This window comes from Synechococcus sp. UW69 (assembly GCF_900474185.1).
GTDB lineage: Bacteria > Cyanobacteriota > Cyanobacteriia > PCC-6307 > Cyanobiaceae > Parasynechococcus.
Genome location: NZ_UCNW01000008.1, coordinates 169,259 through 186,442 on the forward strand (window position 1 = coordinate 169,259; position 17,184 = coordinate 186,442).

The window sequence follows — 17,184 nt, forward strand, 5'->3', positions numbered from 1 at the left end:
CATGCACCAAGGGCAAGCGCATCAGGTCGAGCTTTCAACCCCCTAGAGCAGCTGACGTTTCTTCTTCTCACTTGAATCGCGTTCCCGTTCAACCGCTTGCCAATAGGCCGCAGACACCGCAACCTCTTGGCCGCGTTCAATTTTGTTCAGCCGTGATTTAAGAGCCTCAACCTCGGCGCGCAACCCGAACACCTCTTCATTGAGACCAGGATTCAATTCCATGAGACCTGAGCAACCAGTTGAGTCGTAGCTCAGGCGCAACAAGCAATGACGTTCACATTGATACCAACACCACCCCTTCCAGGCCAACGATCCAATAGCGTGTCCAACAGGTCTTGAGACGAATGGGATTGGACGTCATCTTCAATTTCTCTCGTTATGAGGAACTGAGGCAGGCCGTGAAGCAGCTGGTTCGAGAGAACCTCGATCCGGAATTACTGCACGAAGAAGCGCACGACCTGTTCGAATCGTGGTGGTCCTCGACCCACAGCCAGGGGCGTTGGAACACTGATGTGAAGCAACGCACCTGGGATTCAATCTGGCGTGAATTCGGCAATGGCTCCAGCTAGCCGAAACGACGCCACAGGGACGGTGAACCCAGCAGCACCACCACAGCCAACTGGTGATGTCGAATCGCATAGCCCAAGCCTGTGAGTGTGAACTGATCACTCAGGAGCTGCACTTCGGTGCGCAGATCGCCCAGGGCCAAGAGGATCAGAAGAATCGGAAACCACCGAGCAGGATGGCGTCGCCGTTGAGATTCGCCACTGCGATCAGTCACGGGAACGGTCCCAGAGCGTGAGCAGCGAGGGTGCCAGGGCGATGCTCGACCAGGAGCCCACCACAACCCCCAAGGCCAGAGCGATCGCAAACCAATAGAGCGTTGCTCCACCAAAGAACACCAGGGCCAACAGAGGAAGCAGGGTGGTTCCGCTTGTATAGAGGGTGCGGGTCAATGTGGCCGACACCGCTTGATCCACCTGTAAAGAGAGAGGCAGATCAGCTGCATCCTTGCTTCGTTCACGGATGCGATCAAACACAACCACCGTGTCGTTCACCGAATATCCAGCAATCGTGAGCAGCGAGACGGCGAAGAGGCTGTCGACCTCCAGTTGCAGCACAACGCCAAGCCAAGCGAACACACCACAAACGATGGCGACGTCATGGGCAAGGGCCACCAGGGCCAGGAAGGCGTAGCGGCGGTCGTAGCGGAAGCTGATGTAGGCCGCGATGCCACTGAAGGCGACCAGCAGAGAAATCAGGCTGCTGCGCAACAGTTGCCGACCCAAGCTGGGACCAATGGTGTCGACCGATTGACCACCGGAGAGGAACGGACCCGCGACCGGTTCAACCGCCTGGATCACCGCTTGGCCCTGGGCAGCCGACAGGGTTGGCAGCCGCAACAACAGTGACTGACCGCCATCCAACAGCTGAACCCGGGGCGCCCCCAGGTTGGGGAGAGGTTGCCCCTCCTCCACTGGCAGGTCCAGGCTGCGAATCACATCGGAGACCGCAATCGCCTTGAGCGCACCGCAGGAGTCATCACAACGGCGCTCCAACTGAATCTGCGTGCCGCCGGTGAAGTCGAGGCCCGGACGCAGGGGGGCCCGAATGGCGGGATCCAGCCAGCTGAGCAGCAACCCCAACAGGCTCACAAACACCACAAGGCCAGAGATCAGCCAGACCCTGCGCCGCATGCTGCTGAGGGACCAGCGCAGATTGCGGACCTCGCCCGCTGTTGCCGATGACGAAGGTTCAGTCATGGTTCAGGCGGTAGGAGAAGGAAGCTGCCGGGCGGGCAGGAAATTACTGGCACGACGAAGACCGGCGTAACCCATCAGGAAACGCAACAAGGTGCGGGTGCAGGTGAGGGCTGTGAACAGGCTCAGCAACACGCCGATGCCCAAAGTCGCCGCGAAGCCCTTGACCAGTCCCGTGCCAAGGAAAAAGAGAGCTGCACAGCTGATCAACGTGGTCAGGTGACCATCAACGATTGATGAAAAGGCCTCCGAGAAACCGGTATCAATCGAGCGAATCAGGGTGTTGCCCCGCCGCAGTTCATCTTTGATGCGTTCAAAGATCAGAACGTTGGCGTCCACAGCCATACCAATCGAAAGGATGAATCCAGCGATTCCAGGCAGGGTGAGCGTGACGGGGATCAAGGCATACACCGCCAAGTTGAACAGGGCATACAGGCTGAGAGCCATCACAGCCACAGCCCCAGGCAGGCGATAGGCCACCACCATGAACACGGCCACCAGAGCAAGGCCCGAGAGGGCGGCCACCAGGCTGCGGCGGATGTTCTCAGCCCCCAAAGTGGGGCCGATGGTGCGAACCTCGATCACCTCAACGGGGAGGGGCAAAGAGCCGCCCCGCAGCTTCACCTCCAGTTCGCGCGCCGTTTCCGCACTGAAATTGCCGCTGATGGTGGCTGCACCACCTGAGATTCCAGCGCTCTTGAACTGGGGACCAACACTGGCGGCACTGATCAGCTGATCATCCAAGATGATCGCCAGCAATCGGTCGGTGCCCGCAATCGACTTGGTGAGATCAGCGAAAGCCTCAGCACCCTCCCCATCGAAGTTGAGGGTCACTTCCCAGCTGGTTGGGTTGTTCTGTAGCGGTTGACGACCGGCCGTCACAAGCTGCTTACCCGTCAGGGCGGCTGGCTCAAGCATTGTGAGTAAATCGGCGTCGACCTTCTCGAGCAAGTCCCGAAGCTGCTCTTCCTCCGAGGTGGCCTCGCCCTCGAGCCCCAGAGTCTTCTGGGTTGTCTTGAGCTGATCCAGATCCAGCGGCGCCGGCGTTTCACCGCGGCGGATCTGATCCTCACGGAGCTTGAGAATGGCTTCCACCTGGGAGCGGAGCTGCCTCAGGCCACGGAATTCAGCTTCGGTATCGGGCTTCTGAGCACGAAACTCGAGCAGAGCCGTGTCGCCGAGAACCCTCGCAGCGGCAGTAGGGTCCTGTTCGCCAGGGAGCTGCAACACCAGCTGGGACTCACCCACCGTCTGGAGAGTCGACTCGGCCACACCGAGACCGTTGACCCGGCGATCGAGCACGGCTTTCACCGCTTCCATTTCCTCGGAGCCCACACGGGTGATCTCTCCGGCCGGCTTCACCTCAACAGTGAGCTGACTGCCGCCCCGCAGATCGAGGCCCAGTTCCAGCGGAGTACGAACTAAAAACATCCCGGCTGCGATCGCCAGGGCAAGAACAAGGGCAAACCAACCCTGAAAACGCGCCATCAATGTCAGATGTCCTTGTTGACCAACGCCTGAGCCGCCTCAACAATCTGATGCGGCTGAATGATCGTGAGATTCTCCAAGGATCCGTTGTAGGGGGTTGGAATGTCCTGACTGGACAGACGCATCGGACGGGCATCCAGATCGTCGAAGCACTGCTCGGTGATCAACGCGATCAGCTCGGCACCGATGCCGCCGGTCTTCATGCATTCCTCCACCACAATCACCTTGTGGGTCTTGCGAATGGAGCGGCTGATCGTCTCCATATCAAAGGGCTTGAGACTGATCAGATCGATCAGTTCAACGCTGACGCCGTCGGCTTCCAATTGCTCCACCGCTTTGAGGCAGTGGTGACGCATCCGGGAATAGGTCAGGATCGTGACGTCCGTACCTTCTTGCACCAGATCAGCCTGATCAAGGGCACAGGTGTAGTCGCCTTCGGGGAGCTCCTCGGTGAGGTTGTAGAGCAGAACATGCTCGAAGAAGAGCACGGGATTGTTGTCCCGAATCGCGGCCTTCATCAGGCCTTTGGCATTGGTTGGCGTGCTGCAGGCAACGATCTTGATGCCGGGCACGGCATGGAAATAGGCCTCAAGCCGCTGGCTGTGCTCAGCCCCAAGCTGACGACCCACGCCACCCGGCCCGCGCACCACCGTGGGGATGGTGAAGTTGCCGCCACTGGTGTAGCGGAGCATCCCCATGTTGTTGGAAATCTGGTTGAAGGCCAGGAGCAGGAAGCCCATGTTCATCCCTTCAACGATCGGGCGAAGACCGGTCATCGCCGCACCCACCGCCATACCGGTGAATCCGTTCTCGGCAATCGGCGTGTCCAGCACCCTGAGATCGCCGTATTTCTCCGCCAGATCCTTGGTGACCTTGTAACTGCCGCCGTAATGGCCGACGTCTTCACCCATCACACAGACGTGGGGGTCTCTGCCCATCTCCTCGTCGATGGCTTCCCGGAGGGCGTTGAAGAGAAGTGTTCCTGCCACGGCGTCCCTTTGATCCCGGCCAATCCGGGTGGTGACGCCAAGCTATCTCAGTCAGCGCAGGGTCAACCGCCGGCCGCAAAGGTGAACAGCAACAAAACTGAGAGAAGCATGGCTGGAGACAGAAGCAGCGCCAGCTGACCGAGGTCGTGGGGCGTCATCCAAACCCTGGCAATGGGCGGAGGCTAGGCAGGGTTCTGATCGCGAGCCGTAAAGAGACTGCGAAGAAACACCAGGGTCAGACCGAGAGCCACAAACCCGGTGCTGAACGTGGCCAGAAAGGACAAGCCCACCAGCAAGGTCTTCAGGGTGACGGCAATGTTTTGGGCAATCGGCGAGCTGTAGTGAGGTGGGTGAACAGCGAAGTACACCACCATCCGCCGGCTCCAACCCAGAGCAAGCCAAGCCAAGAATCCAGCTGTGAGCGCCCCAGAAAGAAAACTCAGCGGACCTTTGCGGGGATCCCGTGGCTCGGGGCTCTCTGTGGTCTTGGCATCAGTCATGACTCGATCCTCACGCCATCGCGGCGAAAGGCGCAAGACCACGCCCTTAATCCGGCACGTTCCAGCTGGGGAGCGAGATCGCCCTGGACCTGTTGACATGACTCCAGATCACGGAACAGCGCAAAGCAACTGGGACCTGATCCGCTCATCGCCACCGCCAGGCTGTGGGGAACGCTCTTCAACAGTTGAAGCGCCGAGCGCACAGCAGCTGTTTCGGGCGCCACCACCTCCTGCAGATCGTTGCGCAAAGACGGTGGACGATCGCTGCGCAAGGGGTTCAGCCAATCGTCCTGACGAAGGGCCTGCCGGCGGCGTTCAAACGCAGCCTCATCAGCGAGGTAGCGGGATTGGTTCAGCTCGCGGCAACGTTTGTAGGCCCATGGCGTTGAAACGCTCGCCCTGGGGTCTTTGACCAACAACACTGCCAGGGGTTCGTTGGTCGGCGGCACCGCCTCCAGCTGCTCCCCTCGGCCGAAACAGAGCTGACACCCTCCGGCGACACAGAAGGGCATATCAGAGCCGAGCTCAGCCGCCATCCGCTCCAAATCAGCGGGGCTATGGCCCAATCCCCAAAGGGCATTCAGACCCACCAGCGCCGCAGCGCCGTCGCTGGAACCTCCAGCCAGGCCAGCACCAATGGGGATGCGTTTCTCCAGATGAATCGACGCCCCCAATTCACTGAAGCCGGAACGATCCCGCAGCAGTTGAGCCGCACGGAGGATCAAGTTGTCGTCGCCAACACTGAGGCTGGCGTCATCGCAACTGAGGCTGACCCGCGCATCGGCGGTGTTCTCAAAGCTGAGACGATCCGCCAATTCGATGCTCTGCATCACCATGGCCAGCTCATGGAAACCGTCCGACCGCAGCCCCAGTACCTCCAGGTGCAGATTGACTTTTGCCGGGGCCGTCACCGTAATCATGGTGGTCGTTCAGTCGCCCCGATTCAAACCCCTGGCCAGGGCAACCCAGATGTCCGGAGCTAGTTCCTGGGGGCGCTGCTGAAGGCTGAAGCCAGCGGAGGCAGCCAAAGCCTGCAAGCGGTCGGGATCGGCCACGCCCGCCAGGGTGTTGCGCAGCATCTTGCGCCGCGCCAGAAATGCCTGCTTCAGCAGGGATTCCACCTGAGCAGCCAAGGCCGGCTCCACCCGCTTGGACGGCGGCAAAGGCTCCAGGCAGATCACTTCCGACTGCACCTTCGGAGGGGGCTGAAAACAGCGCGGCGGCACTGGACACACCGAACCACAGCGGGCAAGCAACTGCATTCGCACACTTAGGGCGCTGAAACTGCTATGGCCCGGACGGGCACGGATCCGCTCCGCCACTTCCTTCTGCACCAGCAACACAAGCCGTTGGTACGGCGGATCCACAGGGCGATCCAACCGCCCCACCAGCCGCTCAAGCAGAGGCCCTGTGATGTTGTAAGGGATGTTGGCCACCACTTTGTCGGCGATGTGACCGTCACTCAATTCGAGGGGCGCCTCGAGAACATCCCCCTGATGGAGGCTGAACCCAGGGTGATCAGCGAAACGATCCTGCAGACCGGCCACCAGATCGCGATCAAGCTCGATCGCATGCACTGCCCCCACATCCGCAGCCAGAAGACGCTCGGTTAAAGCCCCCCGACCAGGCCCCACCTCCAGCACGCGATCGGTCGGCTGAAGATCGGCAGCCTCAACAATCCGCTGCAGAACGGAGTCGTCACGCAACCAGTGCTGGCCGAAGCGTTTGCGGGCGTGATGTCCGGAGAAACCCATGGATCAACTGTGCATCAGCACAGCCGCTCCACATCCATCCAGCAGATCGTTTCTTGGGATGGCATCAACGGCACAAGGGCCAGTTTGATCCGGAGCAGCTTCTCGGCGCAGGTTGGATGCGCAGCTCTCCAGCAACTGATCGCACGCGCCATGCGGCGCCTTTTGGCGGGATGAAACGCATCCAGGCCGCGGCGGTCCCAATGACCGATGCGACGCCCTTTTACCTCCACCACCAACAGCTGCTGATGCTGTTCCAGCACCAGATCCAGTTCCCCCCAGCGGCAGCGCCAGTTGCGATCGAGCAACCGCCATCCCTTCGCTTCAAGCTGTTGCAAGGCCTGCTGTTCCGCCCAGCGACCGCTGCATTGAGACTCCACCGGCATGAACCATCACTTTCTTGTTCAAACCATTCCCCCCAGGAACGGTTCTAGGGTTCAGTGGTGATTGTTCCGCTCATGCGCAGACGCTTCGCGGCCCTTCTGGTCTCTTTTTTGGTCTTAACCGCTCAGTGGCTGGTGGTCGCTCCAGCCCATGCGGCCATGGATGTCGCCAAACAGGTCTTGATCGGTGCCGACTACTCCGACAAAGATCTGCGTGGGGCCACCTTCAACCTCAGCAACCTGCGCGAAGCCAATCTCTCTGGATCGGATCTACGCGGGGCAAGCCTGTACGGCGCGAAGCTGCAGGACGCCGACCTCAGCGGCACAGATCTGCGCGAAGCCACGCTGGATTCCGCCGTGATGACGGGAACCAACCTCTCGGATGCCGTACTGGAAGGATCCTTCGCCTTCAACACTCGCTTCAAGGATGTGGTGATCACAGGAGCTGACTTCACCGATGTCCCCATGCGCGGTGACCAACTCAAAAGCCTTTGTGCAGTGGCCGACGGCGTTAATTCAGTCACTGGCCGAAGCACCCGCGAAAGTCTCGGTTGCGCTTGAACCATGAGCTTTGATCCCCGCAGTCTGGAGCGCCTGCGTGAGTTGGGACGCCAGCTCCCCGAACGTTTGCCAGAACCCAAGCCCCCGGCGGCAGCCAAAGCAAGCCAGGCGAGCCACCGCGTCGAAACGGAAAAGGATCCCGAGGAACTTTTCCGGGAACTGATGAAGGCGAGCCAGGACGGCACGGTTCCTGAGCACCTCATGGCCCGCCTCAAACAGTTGGAAGCCCAACGCAAGCCGTCGGGGCAGTCTTCGTCCTTGAACAGCAGCAACGAGGTTCCAGGCCTGGCCGCCCCGACGCGTAGCCAGGCTGGACCGGGAAAAAACACCAAACCAAAACGGCCGAAGGTTGACCCGGGAAGCGAAGAGGAGAGCCTCTATGTGGCCTTCGGTCAGCTGCTTCTCGAGGACGAAGGAGATGACGTTTGAACCCGGCTCGTTGCCGGATTCTAGCGGTGGGCAAAGTGCGTCGCGGTTGGATTCAGGAGGGCATTGAGCTTTACCTCAAACGCCTGCCGGGATTGACCATCAGCGAGCTTCGGGACAGCACCCCGGACAAAGAGGCAGATGCGATCCGAGCGGCCCTAAGGCCAGACGAAACCCTGATCGCTCTCATGGAGCAGGGCGAGACCCTGGCGTCGGTTCCCTTCGCGCGACGACTCGAACAGTTCGGTTACGAGCGGCTGGTCTTTGTGATTGGTGGAGCCGATGGTCTGACCCCTGAGCTCAAGGCACAGGCCCACTGGCGCCTGAGCCTCTCTCCAATGACTTTCCCCCATGAACTAGCGCGACTGATGCTTGTGGAACAACTGTTCCGGGCCCAGGCGATTGTTCAAGGCAGCCCTTATCACCGCGCCTAAGATTTCTCGGTCGCTGCAGCTCTTTCTCTCTCCACCATGCGTCTGGCTCTGCTCTCCCCGATCCATGGCCAGTCAATTGATCACATTGCCCGACAACTGGAGAACTACAGGGTGTTTCTTACACCCTTTGAGTTGCGTCATTACTTCCACGTTTCTTTGGAGAGTCATCCAGACCTCCAATCCGACCTCACCGCCCTCGCCGAACGGGAGGGTCACAGCATCCACTTCACAAAACGAAGGCAGCCCACCTGGCGGCCCTGCACCGTTTATGCCCTGTGCGAACTAATCAAGACCGTCCTGTCCGACCACCACTGTCCTGACAAGGTGCTTATTCACACCGATACTGACCTTCTTGTCTCCAGCCAGGCGAAGAATCAACTCTCCAACCACCGTATCGGCTGCGGCAACAAGCCATTTCGGATTGACAGAAAAACCAGTTGGAGATGGAGATCAAAAGCTAAATCTGATCCTCACCTCAAACAATTTGTCAGGGAAATGTTGGACGACGACCCTTCAAAGCTCCGGGTTGGGCGGGTTTGTGGTACCTACATGCCCTGGTCGACCTTCAAAACTTTCGGGGTGCTCTTCAATAACTATTTCAACAACAACTACTTCAAGAGAAGGCCCAAACGCCACTGGCCCGTAACTGAAATCGCTATACCCAGCATTCTTCATCTTTTAGAGGGCCCAAAAGCCAACTTTCAACCTCCTTTGATCGAAGTACCAGACGGCAAAAAAGTGTCCTGCAAAAAAATCGATCGGTTGCTCCAAAGCGATCACAGCTTTGGACTCAAAAAAATTGCCAGGGATACAGACAGCGAAGCGTTCCAGTACGTGATGCGCCTGCAAAAACAAGCCTCGCAACACGCCTAAACCATGCTGCACGTGGTCGACAACCTGCTGCAACCCGAGGAGCTGCAACACCTGCGGGATCTTTGCGACATCCATGGCCGGCTCATGGAGCAGCATTCCGGCGATGCTCAGTTCAGCTGGCGACCCGAGAGCGGTGCCCCCCGCTCCATCCACGCGCCCGCCCAGCAAGCCATCGTCGATCGCTATCTCGACGAGGTTCTTCTCCCCCTAGCCACACCGTTCGCACCCCAGCGGGCCGGGATCGAGTGGTGGTGCAATACCAACAACGACCTCGATTGGCACATCGACAAGGACGAACTGGAAGGCCAACACAGCGGCCGCTATGTACTGCCGTTGCTGTCCACAGTGTTCTATCCCCACGTCAGCTGTGCTGGAGGTGAACTTCTGGTCGCCGACAACCCCCCGATCAGCAACGGCTATCAGGGTCCCCTGCCAACGTTCCGGTCTGTGATCTCGATCCCGCCTGTGGTGAACCGTTTGGTGCTCTTCTCACCCGGAATCCTGCATCGCATCAACCCATTCGAAGGCGAGCGCTACTCCGTGGCCGTGAACATCTGGGCTCAACCGCCCCTCACCACAACTGCTGCAGAGCCACCGGCTTGAATTTCTCAATCGATACGGTCCAGGCCCGCGGAGAAAAGGTCTGCAGCGCCGCTTTGAATGCAGCCGTATCACCCGTGTTCAGCCAGTCCGCCTTAAGCCTGGGCACATCCTCCGGCAGCCGCTCCATCGGCAGCTCCACCAGCAGCAGACTGTCTGCTCCAGCAGCACGCTGCAGAGAGCCCTGATCGCTGCGCTGGAAGACCCGCAGCAGCAGCTCCAGCACCAAGACATGACCCAACTCTTCCGGAGCCTCACCCTGCGGAGCCACCTCTTTCTGAGAGCGTCCCCCCAGAGGCAACGCCCGCTGCCCCTGCTGATCGATCAACGCCATGGCCACGAGATAAGGAGAGTCAGCCAATACCAGAACCCGAAGACCACCATCCTCACCGGACCCTCCCCATACCGATAAGTACATGTGTACTATTTAGCCAGCTGTTGCTGTTGCCGTGGAGCTCCAACACAGTCCGCTGCCCCTGCAACCAAGGCGAACTCGGCTAACCCTGCCCCTAGCCAATGAATGCGTTGCCGCTGGGTTCCCATCCCCCGCCGATGACTACATCGATGTGGGGATCGACCTCAATGAACAACTCATCCGGCATCCCACCAGCACCTTTTTCCTGCATGTCAGCGGCAACTCCATGACCGACGCCGGCATCCACGACGGTGATCTCCTGGTGGTCGATCGCAGCCTCGAACCGCGACCGGGGAAGGTGGTCGTGGCTGTGCTTGACGGTGGCTTCACCCTCAAGCGCCTGGTGCGCCATCGCGGCAGGTTGCGCCTGGAAGCCGCCCATCCGGACTATCCCCCGCTGGAGCTTCATCGCTGCGGCGAGGTTCAGATCTGGGGCGTCGCCATTCATGTGATCCATCCGCTCTGAGGCGACATCGCCATGTCTCAGGCCACGGCCCTGATCGATGGAAACAATTTCTATGCCTCCTGCGAGCAGAGCCTGGACCCGGCCCTGATCGGCCGGCCCGTGGTGGTGCTGTCCAATAACGACGGCTGCATCGTGGCGCGCAGCGCCGAAGCCCGTGCCCTGGGGATCCGCATGGGGACGCCGTACTTCAAGGCGCGTCGAGAGCTTGAACGGCACAACGTGGTGGTGCGCAGTTCGAACTACGCCCTTTATGCCGATATGAGCCAGCGGATGATGAGCCTGCTGGAGGCCCACTGTGAAGAGCTGGAGGTGTATTCGATCGACGAAGCCTTCGGTCGGATTCGTCGTCCCAGCAATGGTGATTTACAAGGTTGGGCCCGGCAGCTGCGGGCACGGGCCCGACAGAACCTCGGCATCCCAATCGCCATCGGCCTGGGGGCCAGCAAAGGACAGGCCAAGCTGGCCAATCGCCTGGCCAAACAGACCCCGAACCGTGCCGGGACGTTCGACCTCGGCCAGTGCGATAACCCTGATCACTGGCTGGAAACGATTGCGATCGAGGATGTCTGGGGGATCGGTCGTCAATTGGCCCATTGGTGTCGACTGCGGGGCATCAGCAACGCAAGACGCCTGCGGGACATGCCGAGCGGTGAGCTACGCGCCAAATGCGGCGTGGTGGGTCTGCGTCTGCAACGCGAACTGCGCGGCCATGCCTGCCTACCGCTGGAGCTTGCACCGGCACCGAAGCAGGAAACCTGCGTGAGCCGCAGTTTCAGCCGACCCATCACCAGCGAGGCTGAGCTGCACCAGGCGATCACGACCTATGTGGTGCGCGCCGCCGAGAAATTGCGCAAGCAACGGCAGCGGGCGGCAGCCCTCACCATCTACACCCGCACAAGCCCGTTCGCTCCTGGCTTTTACAGCCAAGCGGCCAGCACGCAACTGGATCTACCGAGCAATGACACGGCCGTGCTGCTGCAAGCAGCGCGACCCTTGGTGGCACGAATCTTTCGCCCCCACCGTCAACTGGCCAAGGCCGGCGTGCTGATGCAGCACCTGCAGAGCCATGAGATCCTCCAGACCCATCTGATGGTGCCGATGAGTGAAGAGCAGCAGCAGAAACGGGAATGCCTGATGCAGACCATCGACCAGATCAATCGGCGTTACGGGCGTGGAACCCTGCAATGGGCAGGCTGCGGACTGCAGCCGAGCTGGTTGATGCGACGGGAGCAACTCAGCCGAGCCGCCACCACCCGTCTGCAGGATCTACCCGTGGTGAGGGCCTGAGCCCATCGATCACGGCTCACCCAGAAAACGGCAGGCCGGGAGGCTGATCGCCACCTGATCCACACCGTCGAGGAAAGCTTCAGCGTCGACCGCCCGCGTGCGCACAAAACTGGTTCGAATCTCTTCCAGCTGGGCCATGGCGTCGTCACGACTCAGGCCTGTGGAGGTGTGAGCAAGACTGCAAAGGGATGTCGCGACACCACGACCGAAGCCGCGTGAACTGGCCTGGCGCCGCACCGCCGACAGCAGCATGGGCACCACGAGACCACCCAGCACGAGAACAAACACAATCACGCCCCAGAGGCGACCGCCACGCACCCAGTAAGGAACCAGATAAAGACCGCTATTGGCAGGAGATGGGGTGGCAGAGGGAGGCTCAGAGGGAGGAGGGTTCATCACTCAGGCCTCCTGCAGCAACTGAATGACCTGTTCACGTGTGCTGAGCAGCAACACCATCCGCTCACCATGGGCATTGAGGCCAGTCTGCTCCCGCACCAGATCGGTGCTAGCCAGCGCCAATCCTCCGGTTTCGGTGAATAACACCGGCAACGTGCCGTGGTGTCCCCGCATGCCCTGTAGATCCAACGCCTGACGCACGGCCCGCTGCGCTTTGTCAGAGCCCAAGCGCTCCACGAAGGCCGGCCAGAGGTGGTTCACCGGAGCGAGAGCCGCGAAATCAAGCTGCGTATCAGACATCAAGACGGCAACAACGCGAGGGCTTCACTGATCATCTGCGGGGTGACAGCGATGCGCTCAAGCGGATCGGCATTGTCGAGGTAGGCGTCAAACGAAGCGAACCGCTCGATCACCGGATCAGCTCCCTCGGCGGCACAAGCTTCGACCCAATCGCCCTCCTCCGGCTTCACCGCGATGTAGGCCTGCAGCGCTTCCTCGAGATCACCGCCGTCGCCGACGCCATCGCCATGCCAGATCGCTTCGAAGAATTCAGACATCTCAACGCGACGGACAGGTCTTGATGCAGTTTGCCGAGAACATTGGCAACCTCACCACACATCGAAGCCAAGAACCATGGCCCATGGCTCAGGCGGCGGGAGGAACCGCATCCCCTGAGGTCTCCGCAGCAGGGGAATCGACCGCAATGGTGTAGCTCGCGCAACGCTGCTGATCCAGATGGCCGATGTGCTTTCTCTCGGTGTAATAAAGCTCCTGGTAACGCAGCGCATCACGGTTGAGGTCATCGAACAAGGCCTGAATCCGTAGCTCCATGTCCACGTTGCTCTCGTCTGACGAGGCTTCCTGATCAATCAATACGGCGATACAGGCCTCCAGGGTCTGCAGGCGCTGACCACCCCAGGCCTCCAGCAGATGCCGGCAGCGCTTAAGGCTTTTCTGGCGCTCCAGCAGAGCAGCGATGCCTCGCAACTGCTCCAACGGCTCCGCCAAAGCAACAAGCTGCAATTCACCGGGCTCCAGGAGAGGCGTCAGGCGGGAGACCAGCGCACTGCTCTCCAGCAACAGCTGATCGGTGAGCAGGCGTGGCAGATCCATCACATCAAGACCCTCGCCGTCGTCGTCGCATCGGCTGATCGCCTCCAACCGCCCCTCACCCAGGTTGGTCTCCTCTAGATCCGTAATGGCCGCCCAGAGATGGCGGTGATGGGGGATGGCGAAATCCTCCAGTTCCCGCGTGCGCAGTTCCTGGCGAATCGTGGCCCGATGCCGAGGGCAATGCAGATACAAACGCAGCAGGTCTGCCTCGCAACGCTCCCGCTGACCGGATTCACCCGGCTGCTCATGGCGACTGGAGCGCCCATGCCAACGCTGGCCCTTCACCTGCTGGCGCAGATCGTCCTCGAGCTGAAGCGCCAGCCGTCCCTGCCCACCACTGAGCCGCTCCGCCACCCGTTGGAGGTAGTGGGTTCGGACAGCGGACTGGGGCAGTTTGCCCAGCAGCCCCACCAGGGCCGTCACCGCCTGCTGAAACTGGTCAGCCCGGCTGAGGTCTCTCGCCTCAAGAACCTGCTCGATCTGCCAGTCGAGCCAGAGGGGGGCCTGATCCAGCAGAGCGCGGTAATCGCCGGCCCCGTTCTGTTTGAGGTATTCATCAGGGTCCTTACCGGACGGGAGGTGCAGAACCCGCAGCTCCAGCTGGCCCTGCATGGCCAGCTGCTCCACCTCGCCAATGGCCCGATTGGCCGCACGGACACCGGCGCCATCGGCATCAAAATTCAGAACGATCCGCTTGCTGTCGCTGACGCGGCACAACTGGGTGATCTGCTGACTGCTCAGAGCCGTGCCAAGGGAGGCAACGGCGTTGGTGATGCCGGCGGCATGCAGTGCAATCACATCGAAGTAGCCCTCCACCACCACAGCCCTGTCGTCCTTACGGATGGCATTGGAGGCTTTGTCGAGGCCAAACAGATGCTTTCCCTTCTCAAACACCTCGGTCTCGGGAGAGTTGAGGTACTTCGGTTCGCTGCCATCAAGACTGCGCCCCCCGAAGCCGATCACCCGACCCTGACGGTCATGGATCGGAACCATGACCCGATGGCGGAAGCGGTCATAAAAGCCATTGCCGCCCTTGCGAGGCACCACCAGACCAGCGGCCTCAAGGAGCTCGGGAGCCAGCCCCTCCACCTGTTGAAGATGCTTCAGAAGGCCATCCCACTCATCCGGCGCATAGCCGAGCTGAAATGACTCCTGGGTGGCGAGGCTGAGACCTCTGGCGTCGATGAGGTATTTGAGGGCCTCTGCGCCCGTGGGAGCCAGCAACTGGCTGCGAAACCAGCCGGCGGCCAGAGCCAGGGCCCGTTGCAGCTTGTCCCTACGGGAGAGCTGCTGCCGCAGACGCTCCTGCTGCGGACCATCCACCGTCTCGATCGGGAGCTGGTAACGCCGCGCCAGATCCAGCACGACATCACTGAAGCTCTGGCGTTGGAACTCCATCAGGAACTTGATGGAGTTGCCCCCGGCACCGCAGGAGAAGCAGTAGTAGAACTGCTTTGCGGGAGACACCGTCATCGACGGTTTGCTGTCGTCATGGAACGGACAGATCCCGACGAATTCCCGTCCCTTCTTCTTGAGCACCACGTGCTCGCCCACCACATCAACGATGTCGGCCCGTTCCTTGACGGCCTCGATCGTTCTTGGGTGCAGGCGGGCATTCACCATCAGTTCATTCTGCGAAGTCGCAGGGTTCCGTGCACCCCGTCATCAGAACACCCATGGCCGAAACGCAGAACGAACAAGCCTGGTGGAACCGGGAATCGGTGCGGGGCAGTCGGGCTCTGATCCTCAGCTCTCTGGCCTTCAGTCTGATGACGGTCTGCGTCAAGCAGCTGAACAGTCGTCTTCCGGTGGTGGAAATCGTGCTGAGCCGAGCGCTGATCAGCATCGTTCTGACCGTAGTTGGGCTACGCCTCGCCGGGGTTTCTCCCTGGGGCCATCGACGCGGGCTGTTGGTGGCCCGTGGGCTGCTGGGCAGCCTGGCCCTGCTGTGTTTCTTCGAGGCGATTGATCAGCTGCCACTCGCCTCGGCAACGGTGCTGCAGTACACGTACCCCACATTCACGGCCCTAGCGGCGCTGCTGCTGCTTGGCGAACCGCTCCGACGACGCATCAGTGGGGCGGTTCTGCTGGGCTGGATCGGCGTCACGCTGGTGGTGCAACCGCAGTGGCTGACGGGAACAGCACAGCCGGCTCAGCTCATCCCTGCCCTGATCGGCATTGCTGGCGCTCTGATGACCGCCCTGGCCTACGTCAGTGTGCGGCGGCTGTCGGAAACCGAACACCCGCTGGTGATCATCCTGTATTTCCCGATGATCTCGGTTCCCTTAACCCTGCCCTGGGTGCTGCATCAGGGGGTGTGGCCCAACGGCATCGAGTGGTTCTGGCTCCTGGGAGTCGGCGTGATGACTCAGCTTGGCCAGATTTGGGTCACCGAAGGCCTGCGCTGTCTGCCCGCCGCACGAGCGACGTCGATCAACTACGTGCAAGTGGTCTTCGCCGCTGGCTGGGGCTGGCTCTGGTTTGCTGAATCGGTGAATGCCTGGCAGGTGGGTGGGGGAATGCTTGTGCTGTCCGCCACCCTGATCAGCCTGTCGGCCCGGAGTTAGCTCGACTCGAAGTAGACCTCAGGCCTTGTCCAATCCCAAGGGATAGGTGAGCCAGGCCTGACGGTCATCCGTTCCACCCTTGGGGCGGACCAGGCGCCAGCTCTGCCCGCGGGAGCCCCGTTGCAGAAACAGCTCAAACGGGCTGTCCACCTGAACGCGGTCACCGGGCAGCTGCCAATCGAACCGACCCGAAACCCTCAAGCCCTGCTCATCGCCCAGGGCGAAGCTTTCCTGGTCTTCGACCCGCACACGACTAACGCTGGGGGCGATGGGCATCGGGGTGAGGTCCAGGGAGCTGGCGATAGCCGTCTGGGTGAGCTGAATCTGCAGGGCCAGCGCTTCATTCAATAGAGCGCGTGGCGGTTGGGATCCACTGCAGGCCGTGAGGGAAACCACGATCGACAAAACGCAAAGCGCCTGAAGAAACCTTTGCAAGACACGCTTCAAAAGAGACACAGGCAATGACAGCTGCGGCAACATGACGCGGTTGGAACCTCTCCCCATGATCGGCTGGCTGCAAGGACGACCGATGGAGTGCTGGACTCAAGGCAACCGTAGCGGCGTTCTGTTGCTTTGCGGTGGTGTCGGGTATGAGGTGCATCTGACGGAGCGGCATCAGCAGAACCTCTCTGCTGAAAGCGATCTAAACCTGTGGATTCATCAGGTGCAGCGGGAGGACGGCAGCAGCCTCTATGGCTTTCCTCTCCGTCAGGAGCGGGATCTGTTCAGGCTGCTGATCAGCGTCAGCGGTGTCGGTCCCCAGGCCGGTCTGGCCCTGATGCAGGAATGCAGGCCCCAAGAACTGGTGGAAGCGATCAGCAGCGGTGATCTGCGCCGACTTTGCAAGGCGCAGGGCATCGGCAAACGCACAGCAGAGCGCCTTGCGGTGGAACTCAGGGCCTCCATCGCGGCATTCGCGGGCGTTAATCCAGCTCCCTCCCTGGCTGAAGGAATCAGCTCAGAGCAGATGCCAGAGAGCGGGGCCGACGTCGAAGCAACCCTGGCAATGCTTGGTTACGACGATCTCGAAATCCGTCGCGCCATCCGTGCCATCGCCGAGGGTGCAGATGGCCCCCCGCCTGCCGGAGGCGACCAGGACGCTTGGCTGCGGGTCTGCCTCCAATGGCTAAGTCGCGAATCGGCCTGATCCGTCCCTCGCAAAGGTAAGCTGGTTG

General features: G+C 60.8%; 25 protein-coding genes. 10 read left to right on the forward strand and 15 right to left on the reverse strand.

From position 1 onward, the window contains the following. Positions 1-42: 42 nt before the first annotated feature. Complete coding sequence (locus DXY29_RS04550; protein WP_115023327.1) at positions 43-222, reverse strand: hypothetical protein; 180 nt, start codon at positions 220-222, stop codon at positions 43-45. Positions 223-344: 122 nt separating this feature from the next. On the opposite strand from DXY29_RS04550, the gene DXY29_RS04555 reads away from it, so the two are divergent. After that, positions 345-569: a hypothetical protein gene (locus DXY29_RS04555; protein WP_115023329.1), complete on the forward strand. Its 225-nt coding sequence runs from the start codon at positions 345-347 to the stop codon at positions 567-569. On the opposite strand, the gene DXY29_RS04560 is transcribed toward DXY29_RS04555, so the two are convergent. The 8 genes from DXY29_RS04560 to DXY29_RS04595 form a co-directional block, all read right to left on the reverse strand. Continuing rightward, positions 566-781, reverse strand: coding sequence for a hypothetical protein (locus DXY29_RS04560; RefSeq protein WP_115023330.1), 216 nt, complete (start codon positions 779-781; stop codon positions 566-568). The genes DXY29_RS04555 and DXY29_RS04560 overlap by 4 nt on opposite strands. Continuing rightward, complete coding sequence (gene secF, locus DXY29_RS04565) at positions 774-1,763, reverse strand: protein translocase subunit SecF (RefSeq protein ID WP_115023332.1); 990 nt, start codon at positions 1,761-1,763, stop codon at positions 774-776. Before secF ends, DXY29_RS04560 begins: the two co-directional genes overlap by 8 nt. A 3-nt stretch (positions 1,764-1,766) precedes the next feature. Then, positions 1,767-3,248 (reverse strand): protein translocase subunit SecD, encoded by a 1,482-nt coding sequence (gene secD, locus DXY29_RS04570; protein WP_115024197.1) that lies wholly within the window; start codon positions 3,246-3,248, stop codon positions 1,767-1,769. A 5-nt stretch (positions 3,249-3,253) separates the two neighbouring features. Then, the gene (locus DXY29_RS04575) at positions 3,254-4,237 is read right to left on the reverse strand and encodes a pyruvate dehydrogenase complex E1 component subunit beta (RefSeq protein WP_115023334.1); all 984 of its coding nucleotides are present in this window, start codon (positions 4,235-4,237) and stop codon (positions 3,254-3,256) included. Between the two features lie 182 nt (positions 4,238-4,419). Then, on the reverse strand, positions 4,420-4,737 hold the full coding sequence (locus tag DXY29_RS04580; RefSeq protein WP_115023336.1) for a DUF3082 domain-containing protein: 318 nt from the start codon (positions 4,735-4,737) through the stop codon (positions 4,420-4,422). Further along, complete coding sequence (gene ispE, locus DXY29_RS04585; RefSeq protein WP_115023338.1) at positions 4,734-5,657, reverse strand: 4-(cytidine 5'-diphospho)-2-C-methyl-D-erythritol kinase; 924 nt, start codon at positions 5,655-5,657, stop codon at positions 4,734-4,736. The genes DXY29_RS04580 and ispE overlap by 4 nt, the downstream gene beginning before the upstream one ends. A 9-nt stretch (positions 5,658-5,666) precedes the next feature. Next, complete coding sequence (gene rsmA, locus DXY29_RS04590; RefSeq protein WP_115023340.1) at positions 5,667-6,491, reverse strand: 16S rRNA (adenine(1518)-N(6)/adenine(1519)-N(6))-dimethyltransferase RsmA; 825 nt, start codon at positions 6,489-6,491, stop codon at positions 5,667-5,669. A gap of 14 nt (positions 6,492-6,505) precedes the next feature. Further along, positions 6,506-6,874 (reverse strand): YraN family protein, encoded by a 369-nt coding sequence (locus DXY29_RS04595; RefSeq protein ID WP_115023341.1) that lies wholly within the window; start codon positions 6,872-6,874, stop codon positions 6,506-6,508. Positions 6,875-6,946: 72 nt separating this feature from the next. Between DXY29_RS04595 and DXY29_RS04600 the strand changes: the two genes are divergently transcribed. The 5 genes from DXY29_RS04600 to DXY29_RS04620 are packed head-to-tail and all read left to right on the forward strand — an operon-like array spanning position 6,947 to position 9,768. Next, entirely contained in the window at positions 6,947-7,432 is a 486-nt protein-coding gene (locus DXY29_RS04600; RefSeq protein WP_115024199.1) for a pentapeptide repeat-containing protein, read from the forward strand. Between the two features lie 3 nt (positions 7,433-7,435). Then, a complete protein-coding gene (locus DXY29_RS04605; RefSeq protein ID WP_115023343.1) occupies positions 7,436-7,861 on the forward strand; it encodes a hypothetical protein in 426 nt (141 codons plus the stop codon). Beyond that, the gene (locus DXY29_RS04610) at positions 7,858-8,292 is read left to right on the forward strand and encodes a 23S rRNA (pseudouridine(1915)-N(3))-methyltransferase RlmH (protein ID WP_115023345.1); all 435 of its coding nucleotides are present in this window, start codon (positions 7,858-7,860) and stop codon (positions 8,290-8,292) included. The genes DXY29_RS04605 and DXY29_RS04610 overlap by 4 nt, the downstream gene beginning before the upstream one ends. 36 nt (positions 8,293-8,328) lie before the next feature. Beyond that, positions 8,329-9,165 carry a hypothetical protein gene (locus DXY29_RS04615; protein WP_115023347.1) on the forward strand — a complete coding sequence of 279 codons (837 nt, stop codon included), beginning with the start codon at positions 8,329-8,331 and terminating at the stop codon, positions 9,163-9,165. Positions 9,166-9,168: 3 nt separating this feature from the next. Continuing rightward, complete coding sequence (locus tag DXY29_RS04620) at positions 9,169-9,768, forward strand: 2OG-Fe(II) oxygenase (protein ID WP_115023348.1); 600 nt, start codon at positions 9,169-9,171, stop codon at positions 9,766-9,768. Here DXY29_RS04620 and DXY29_RS04625 read toward each other — a convergent pair. Continuing rightward, positions 9,737-10,126, reverse strand: a complete 390-nt coding sequence (locus DXY29_RS04625) for a hypothetical protein (RefSeq protein ID WP_244279311.1) — start codon at positions 10,124-10,126, stop codon at positions 9,737-9,739. The two genes, DXY29_RS04620 and DXY29_RS04625, sit on opposite strands and share 32 nt — an antisense overlap. A gap of 88 nt (positions 10,127-10,214) precedes the next feature. On the opposite strand from DXY29_RS04625, the gene DXY29_RS04630 reads away from it, so the two are divergent. Together DXY29_RS04630 and DXY29_RS04635 are read left to right on the forward strand one after the other, a co-directional pair. After that, complete coding sequence (locus DXY29_RS04630; protein WP_115023352.1) at positions 10,215-10,646, forward strand: LexA family transcriptional regulator; 432 nt, start codon at positions 10,215-10,217, stop codon at positions 10,644-10,646. A 12-nt stretch (positions 10,647-10,658) separates the two neighbouring features. Continuing rightward, complete coding sequence (locus DXY29_RS04635) at positions 10,659-11,933, forward strand: Y-family DNA polymerase (protein WP_115023353.1); 1,275 nt, start codon at positions 10,659-10,661, stop codon at positions 11,931-11,933. A gap of 9 nt (positions 11,934-11,942) precedes the next feature. On the opposite strand, the gene DXY29_RS04640 is transcribed toward DXY29_RS04635, so the two are convergent. The 4 genes from DXY29_RS04640 to dnaG form a co-directional block, all read right to left on the reverse strand. Further along, positions 11,943-12,329 (reverse strand): hypothetical protein, encoded by a 387-nt coding sequence (locus DXY29_RS04640; RefSeq protein WP_115023355.1) that lies wholly within the window; start codon positions 12,327-12,329, stop codon positions 11,943-11,945. A 3-nt stretch (positions 12,330-12,332) separates the two neighbouring features. Further along, the gene (locus DXY29_RS04645) at positions 12,333-12,629 is read right to left on the reverse strand and encodes a hypothetical protein (protein WP_115023356.1); all 297 of its coding nucleotides are present in this window, start codon (positions 12,627-12,629) and stop codon (positions 12,333-12,335) included. Beyond that, on the reverse strand, positions 12,629-12,886 hold the full coding sequence (locus tag DXY29_RS04650; RefSeq protein ID WP_115023358.1) for a hypothetical protein: 258 nt from the start codon (positions 12,884-12,886) through the stop codon (positions 12,629-12,631). Before DXY29_RS04650 ends, DXY29_RS04645 begins: the two co-directional genes overlap by 1 nt. 88 nt (positions 12,887-12,974) lie before the next feature. Beyond that, positions 12,975-15,065 (reverse strand): DNA primase, encoded by a 2,091-nt coding sequence (gene dnaG / locus DXY29_RS04655; protein ID WP_115023360.1) that lies wholly within the window; start codon positions 15,063-15,065, stop codon positions 12,975-12,977. 53 nt (positions 15,066-15,118) lie between these two features. Between dnaG and DXY29_RS04660 the strand changes: the two genes are divergently transcribed. Next, on the forward strand, positions 15,119-16,009 hold the full coding sequence (locus tag DXY29_RS04660; protein ID WP_115023362.1) for a DMT family transporter: 891 nt from the start codon (positions 15,119-15,121) through the stop codon (positions 16,007-16,009). Between the two features lie 18 nt (positions 16,010-16,027). On the opposite strand, the gene DXY29_RS04665 is transcribed toward DXY29_RS04660, so the two are convergent. After that, positions 16,028-16,489 carry a hypothetical protein gene (locus tag DXY29_RS04665; RefSeq protein WP_170952158.1) on the reverse strand — a complete coding sequence of 154 codons (462 nt, stop codon included), beginning with the start codon at positions 16,487-16,489 and terminating at the stop codon, positions 16,028-16,030. A gap of 22 nt (positions 16,490-16,511) precedes the next feature. Here DXY29_RS04665 and ruvA point away from each other — a divergent pair, with 22 nt between their 5' ends. After that, complete coding sequence (ruvA, locus tag DXY29_RS04670) at positions 16,512-17,156, forward strand: Holliday junction branch migration protein RuvA (RefSeq protein WP_115024200.1); 645 nt, start codon at positions 16,512-16,514, stop codon at positions 17,154-17,156. The last annotated feature ends 28 nt before the right edge of the window (positions 17,157-17,184 follow it).

Bases quoted from the DNA above. Each gene is read 5' to 3' on its own strand.
- secD (WP_115024197.1), bottom strand. From the start codon at position 3,248: ATGGCGCGTTTTCAGGGTTGGTTTGCCCTTGTTCTTGCCCTGGCGATC.
- dnaG (WP_115023360.1), bottom strand. From the start codon at position 15,065: ATGGTGAATGCCCGCCTGCACCCAAGAACGATCGAGGCCGTCAAGGAA.
- DXY29_RS04650 (WP_115023358.1), bottom strand. From the start codon at position 12,886: ATGTCTGAATTCTTCGAAGCGATCTGGCATGGCGATGGCGTCGGCGAC.
- DXY29_RS04550 (WP_115023327.1), bottom strand. From the start codon at position 222: ATGGAATTGAATCCTGGTCTCAATGAAGAGGTGTTCGGGTTGCGCGCC.
- ispE (WP_115023338.1), bottom strand. From the start codon at position 5,657: ATGATTACGGTGACGGCCCCGGCAAAAGTCAATCTGCACCTGGAGGTA.
- DXY29_RS04595 (WP_115023341.1), bottom strand. From the start codon at position 6,874: ATGCCGGTGGAGTCTCAATGCAGCGGTCGCTGGGCGGAACAGCAGGCC.
- secF (WP_115023332.1), bottom strand. From the start codon at position 1,763: ATGACTGAACCTTCGTCATCGGCAACAGCGGGCGAGGTCCGCAATCTG.
- DXY29_RS04555 (WP_115023329.1), top strand. From the start codon at position 345: ATGGGATTGGACGTCATCTTCAATTTCTCTCGTTATGAGGAACTGAGG.
- DXY29_RS04665 (WP_170952158.1), bottom strand. From the start codon at position 16,489: ATGTTGCCGCAGCTGTCATTGCCTGTGTCTCTTTTGAAGCGTGTCTTG.
- DXY29_RS04615 (WP_115023347.1), top strand. From the start codon at position 8,329: ATGCGTCTGGCTCTGCTCTCCCCGATCCATGGCCAGTCAATTGATCAC.
- DXY29_RS04660 (WP_115023362.1), top strand. From the start codon at position 15,119: ATGGCCGAAACGCAGAACGAACAAGCCTGGTGGAACCGGGAATCGGTG.
- rsmA (WP_115023340.1), bottom strand. From the start codon at position 6,491: ATGGGTTTCTCCGGACATCACGCCCGCAAACGCTTCGGCCAGCACTGG.
- DXY29_RS04640 (WP_115023355.1), bottom strand. From the start codon at position 12,329: ATGAACCCTCCTCCCTCTGAGCCTCCCTCTGCCACCCCATCTCCTGCC.
- DXY29_RS04580 (WP_115023336.1), bottom strand. From the start codon at position 4,737: ATGACTGATGCCAAGACCACAGAGAGCCCCGAGCCACGGGATCCCCGC.
- DXY29_RS04635 (WP_115023353.1), top strand. From the start codon at position 10,659: ATGTCTCAGGCCACGGCCCTGATCGATGGAAACAATTTCTATGCCTCC.
- DXY29_RS04620 (WP_115023348.1), top strand. From the start codon at position 9,169: ATGCTGCACGTGGTCGACAACCTGCTGCAACCCGAGGAGCTGCAACAC.
- DXY29_RS04645 (WP_115023356.1), bottom strand. From the start codon at position 12,629: ATGTCTGATACGCAGCTTGATTTCGCGGCTCTCGCTCCGGTGAACCAC.
- ruvA (WP_115024200.1), top strand. From the start codon at position 16,512: ATGATCGGCTGGCTGCAAGGACGACCGATGGAGTGCTGGACTCAAGGC.
- DXY29_RS04600 (WP_115024199.1), top strand. From the start codon at position 6,947: ATGCGCAGACGCTTCGCGGCCCTTCTGGTCTCTTTTTTGGTCTTAACC.
- DXY29_RS04605 (WP_115023343.1), top strand. From the start codon at position 7,436: ATGAGCTTTGATCCCCGCAGTCTGGAGCGCCTGCGTGAGTTGGGACGC.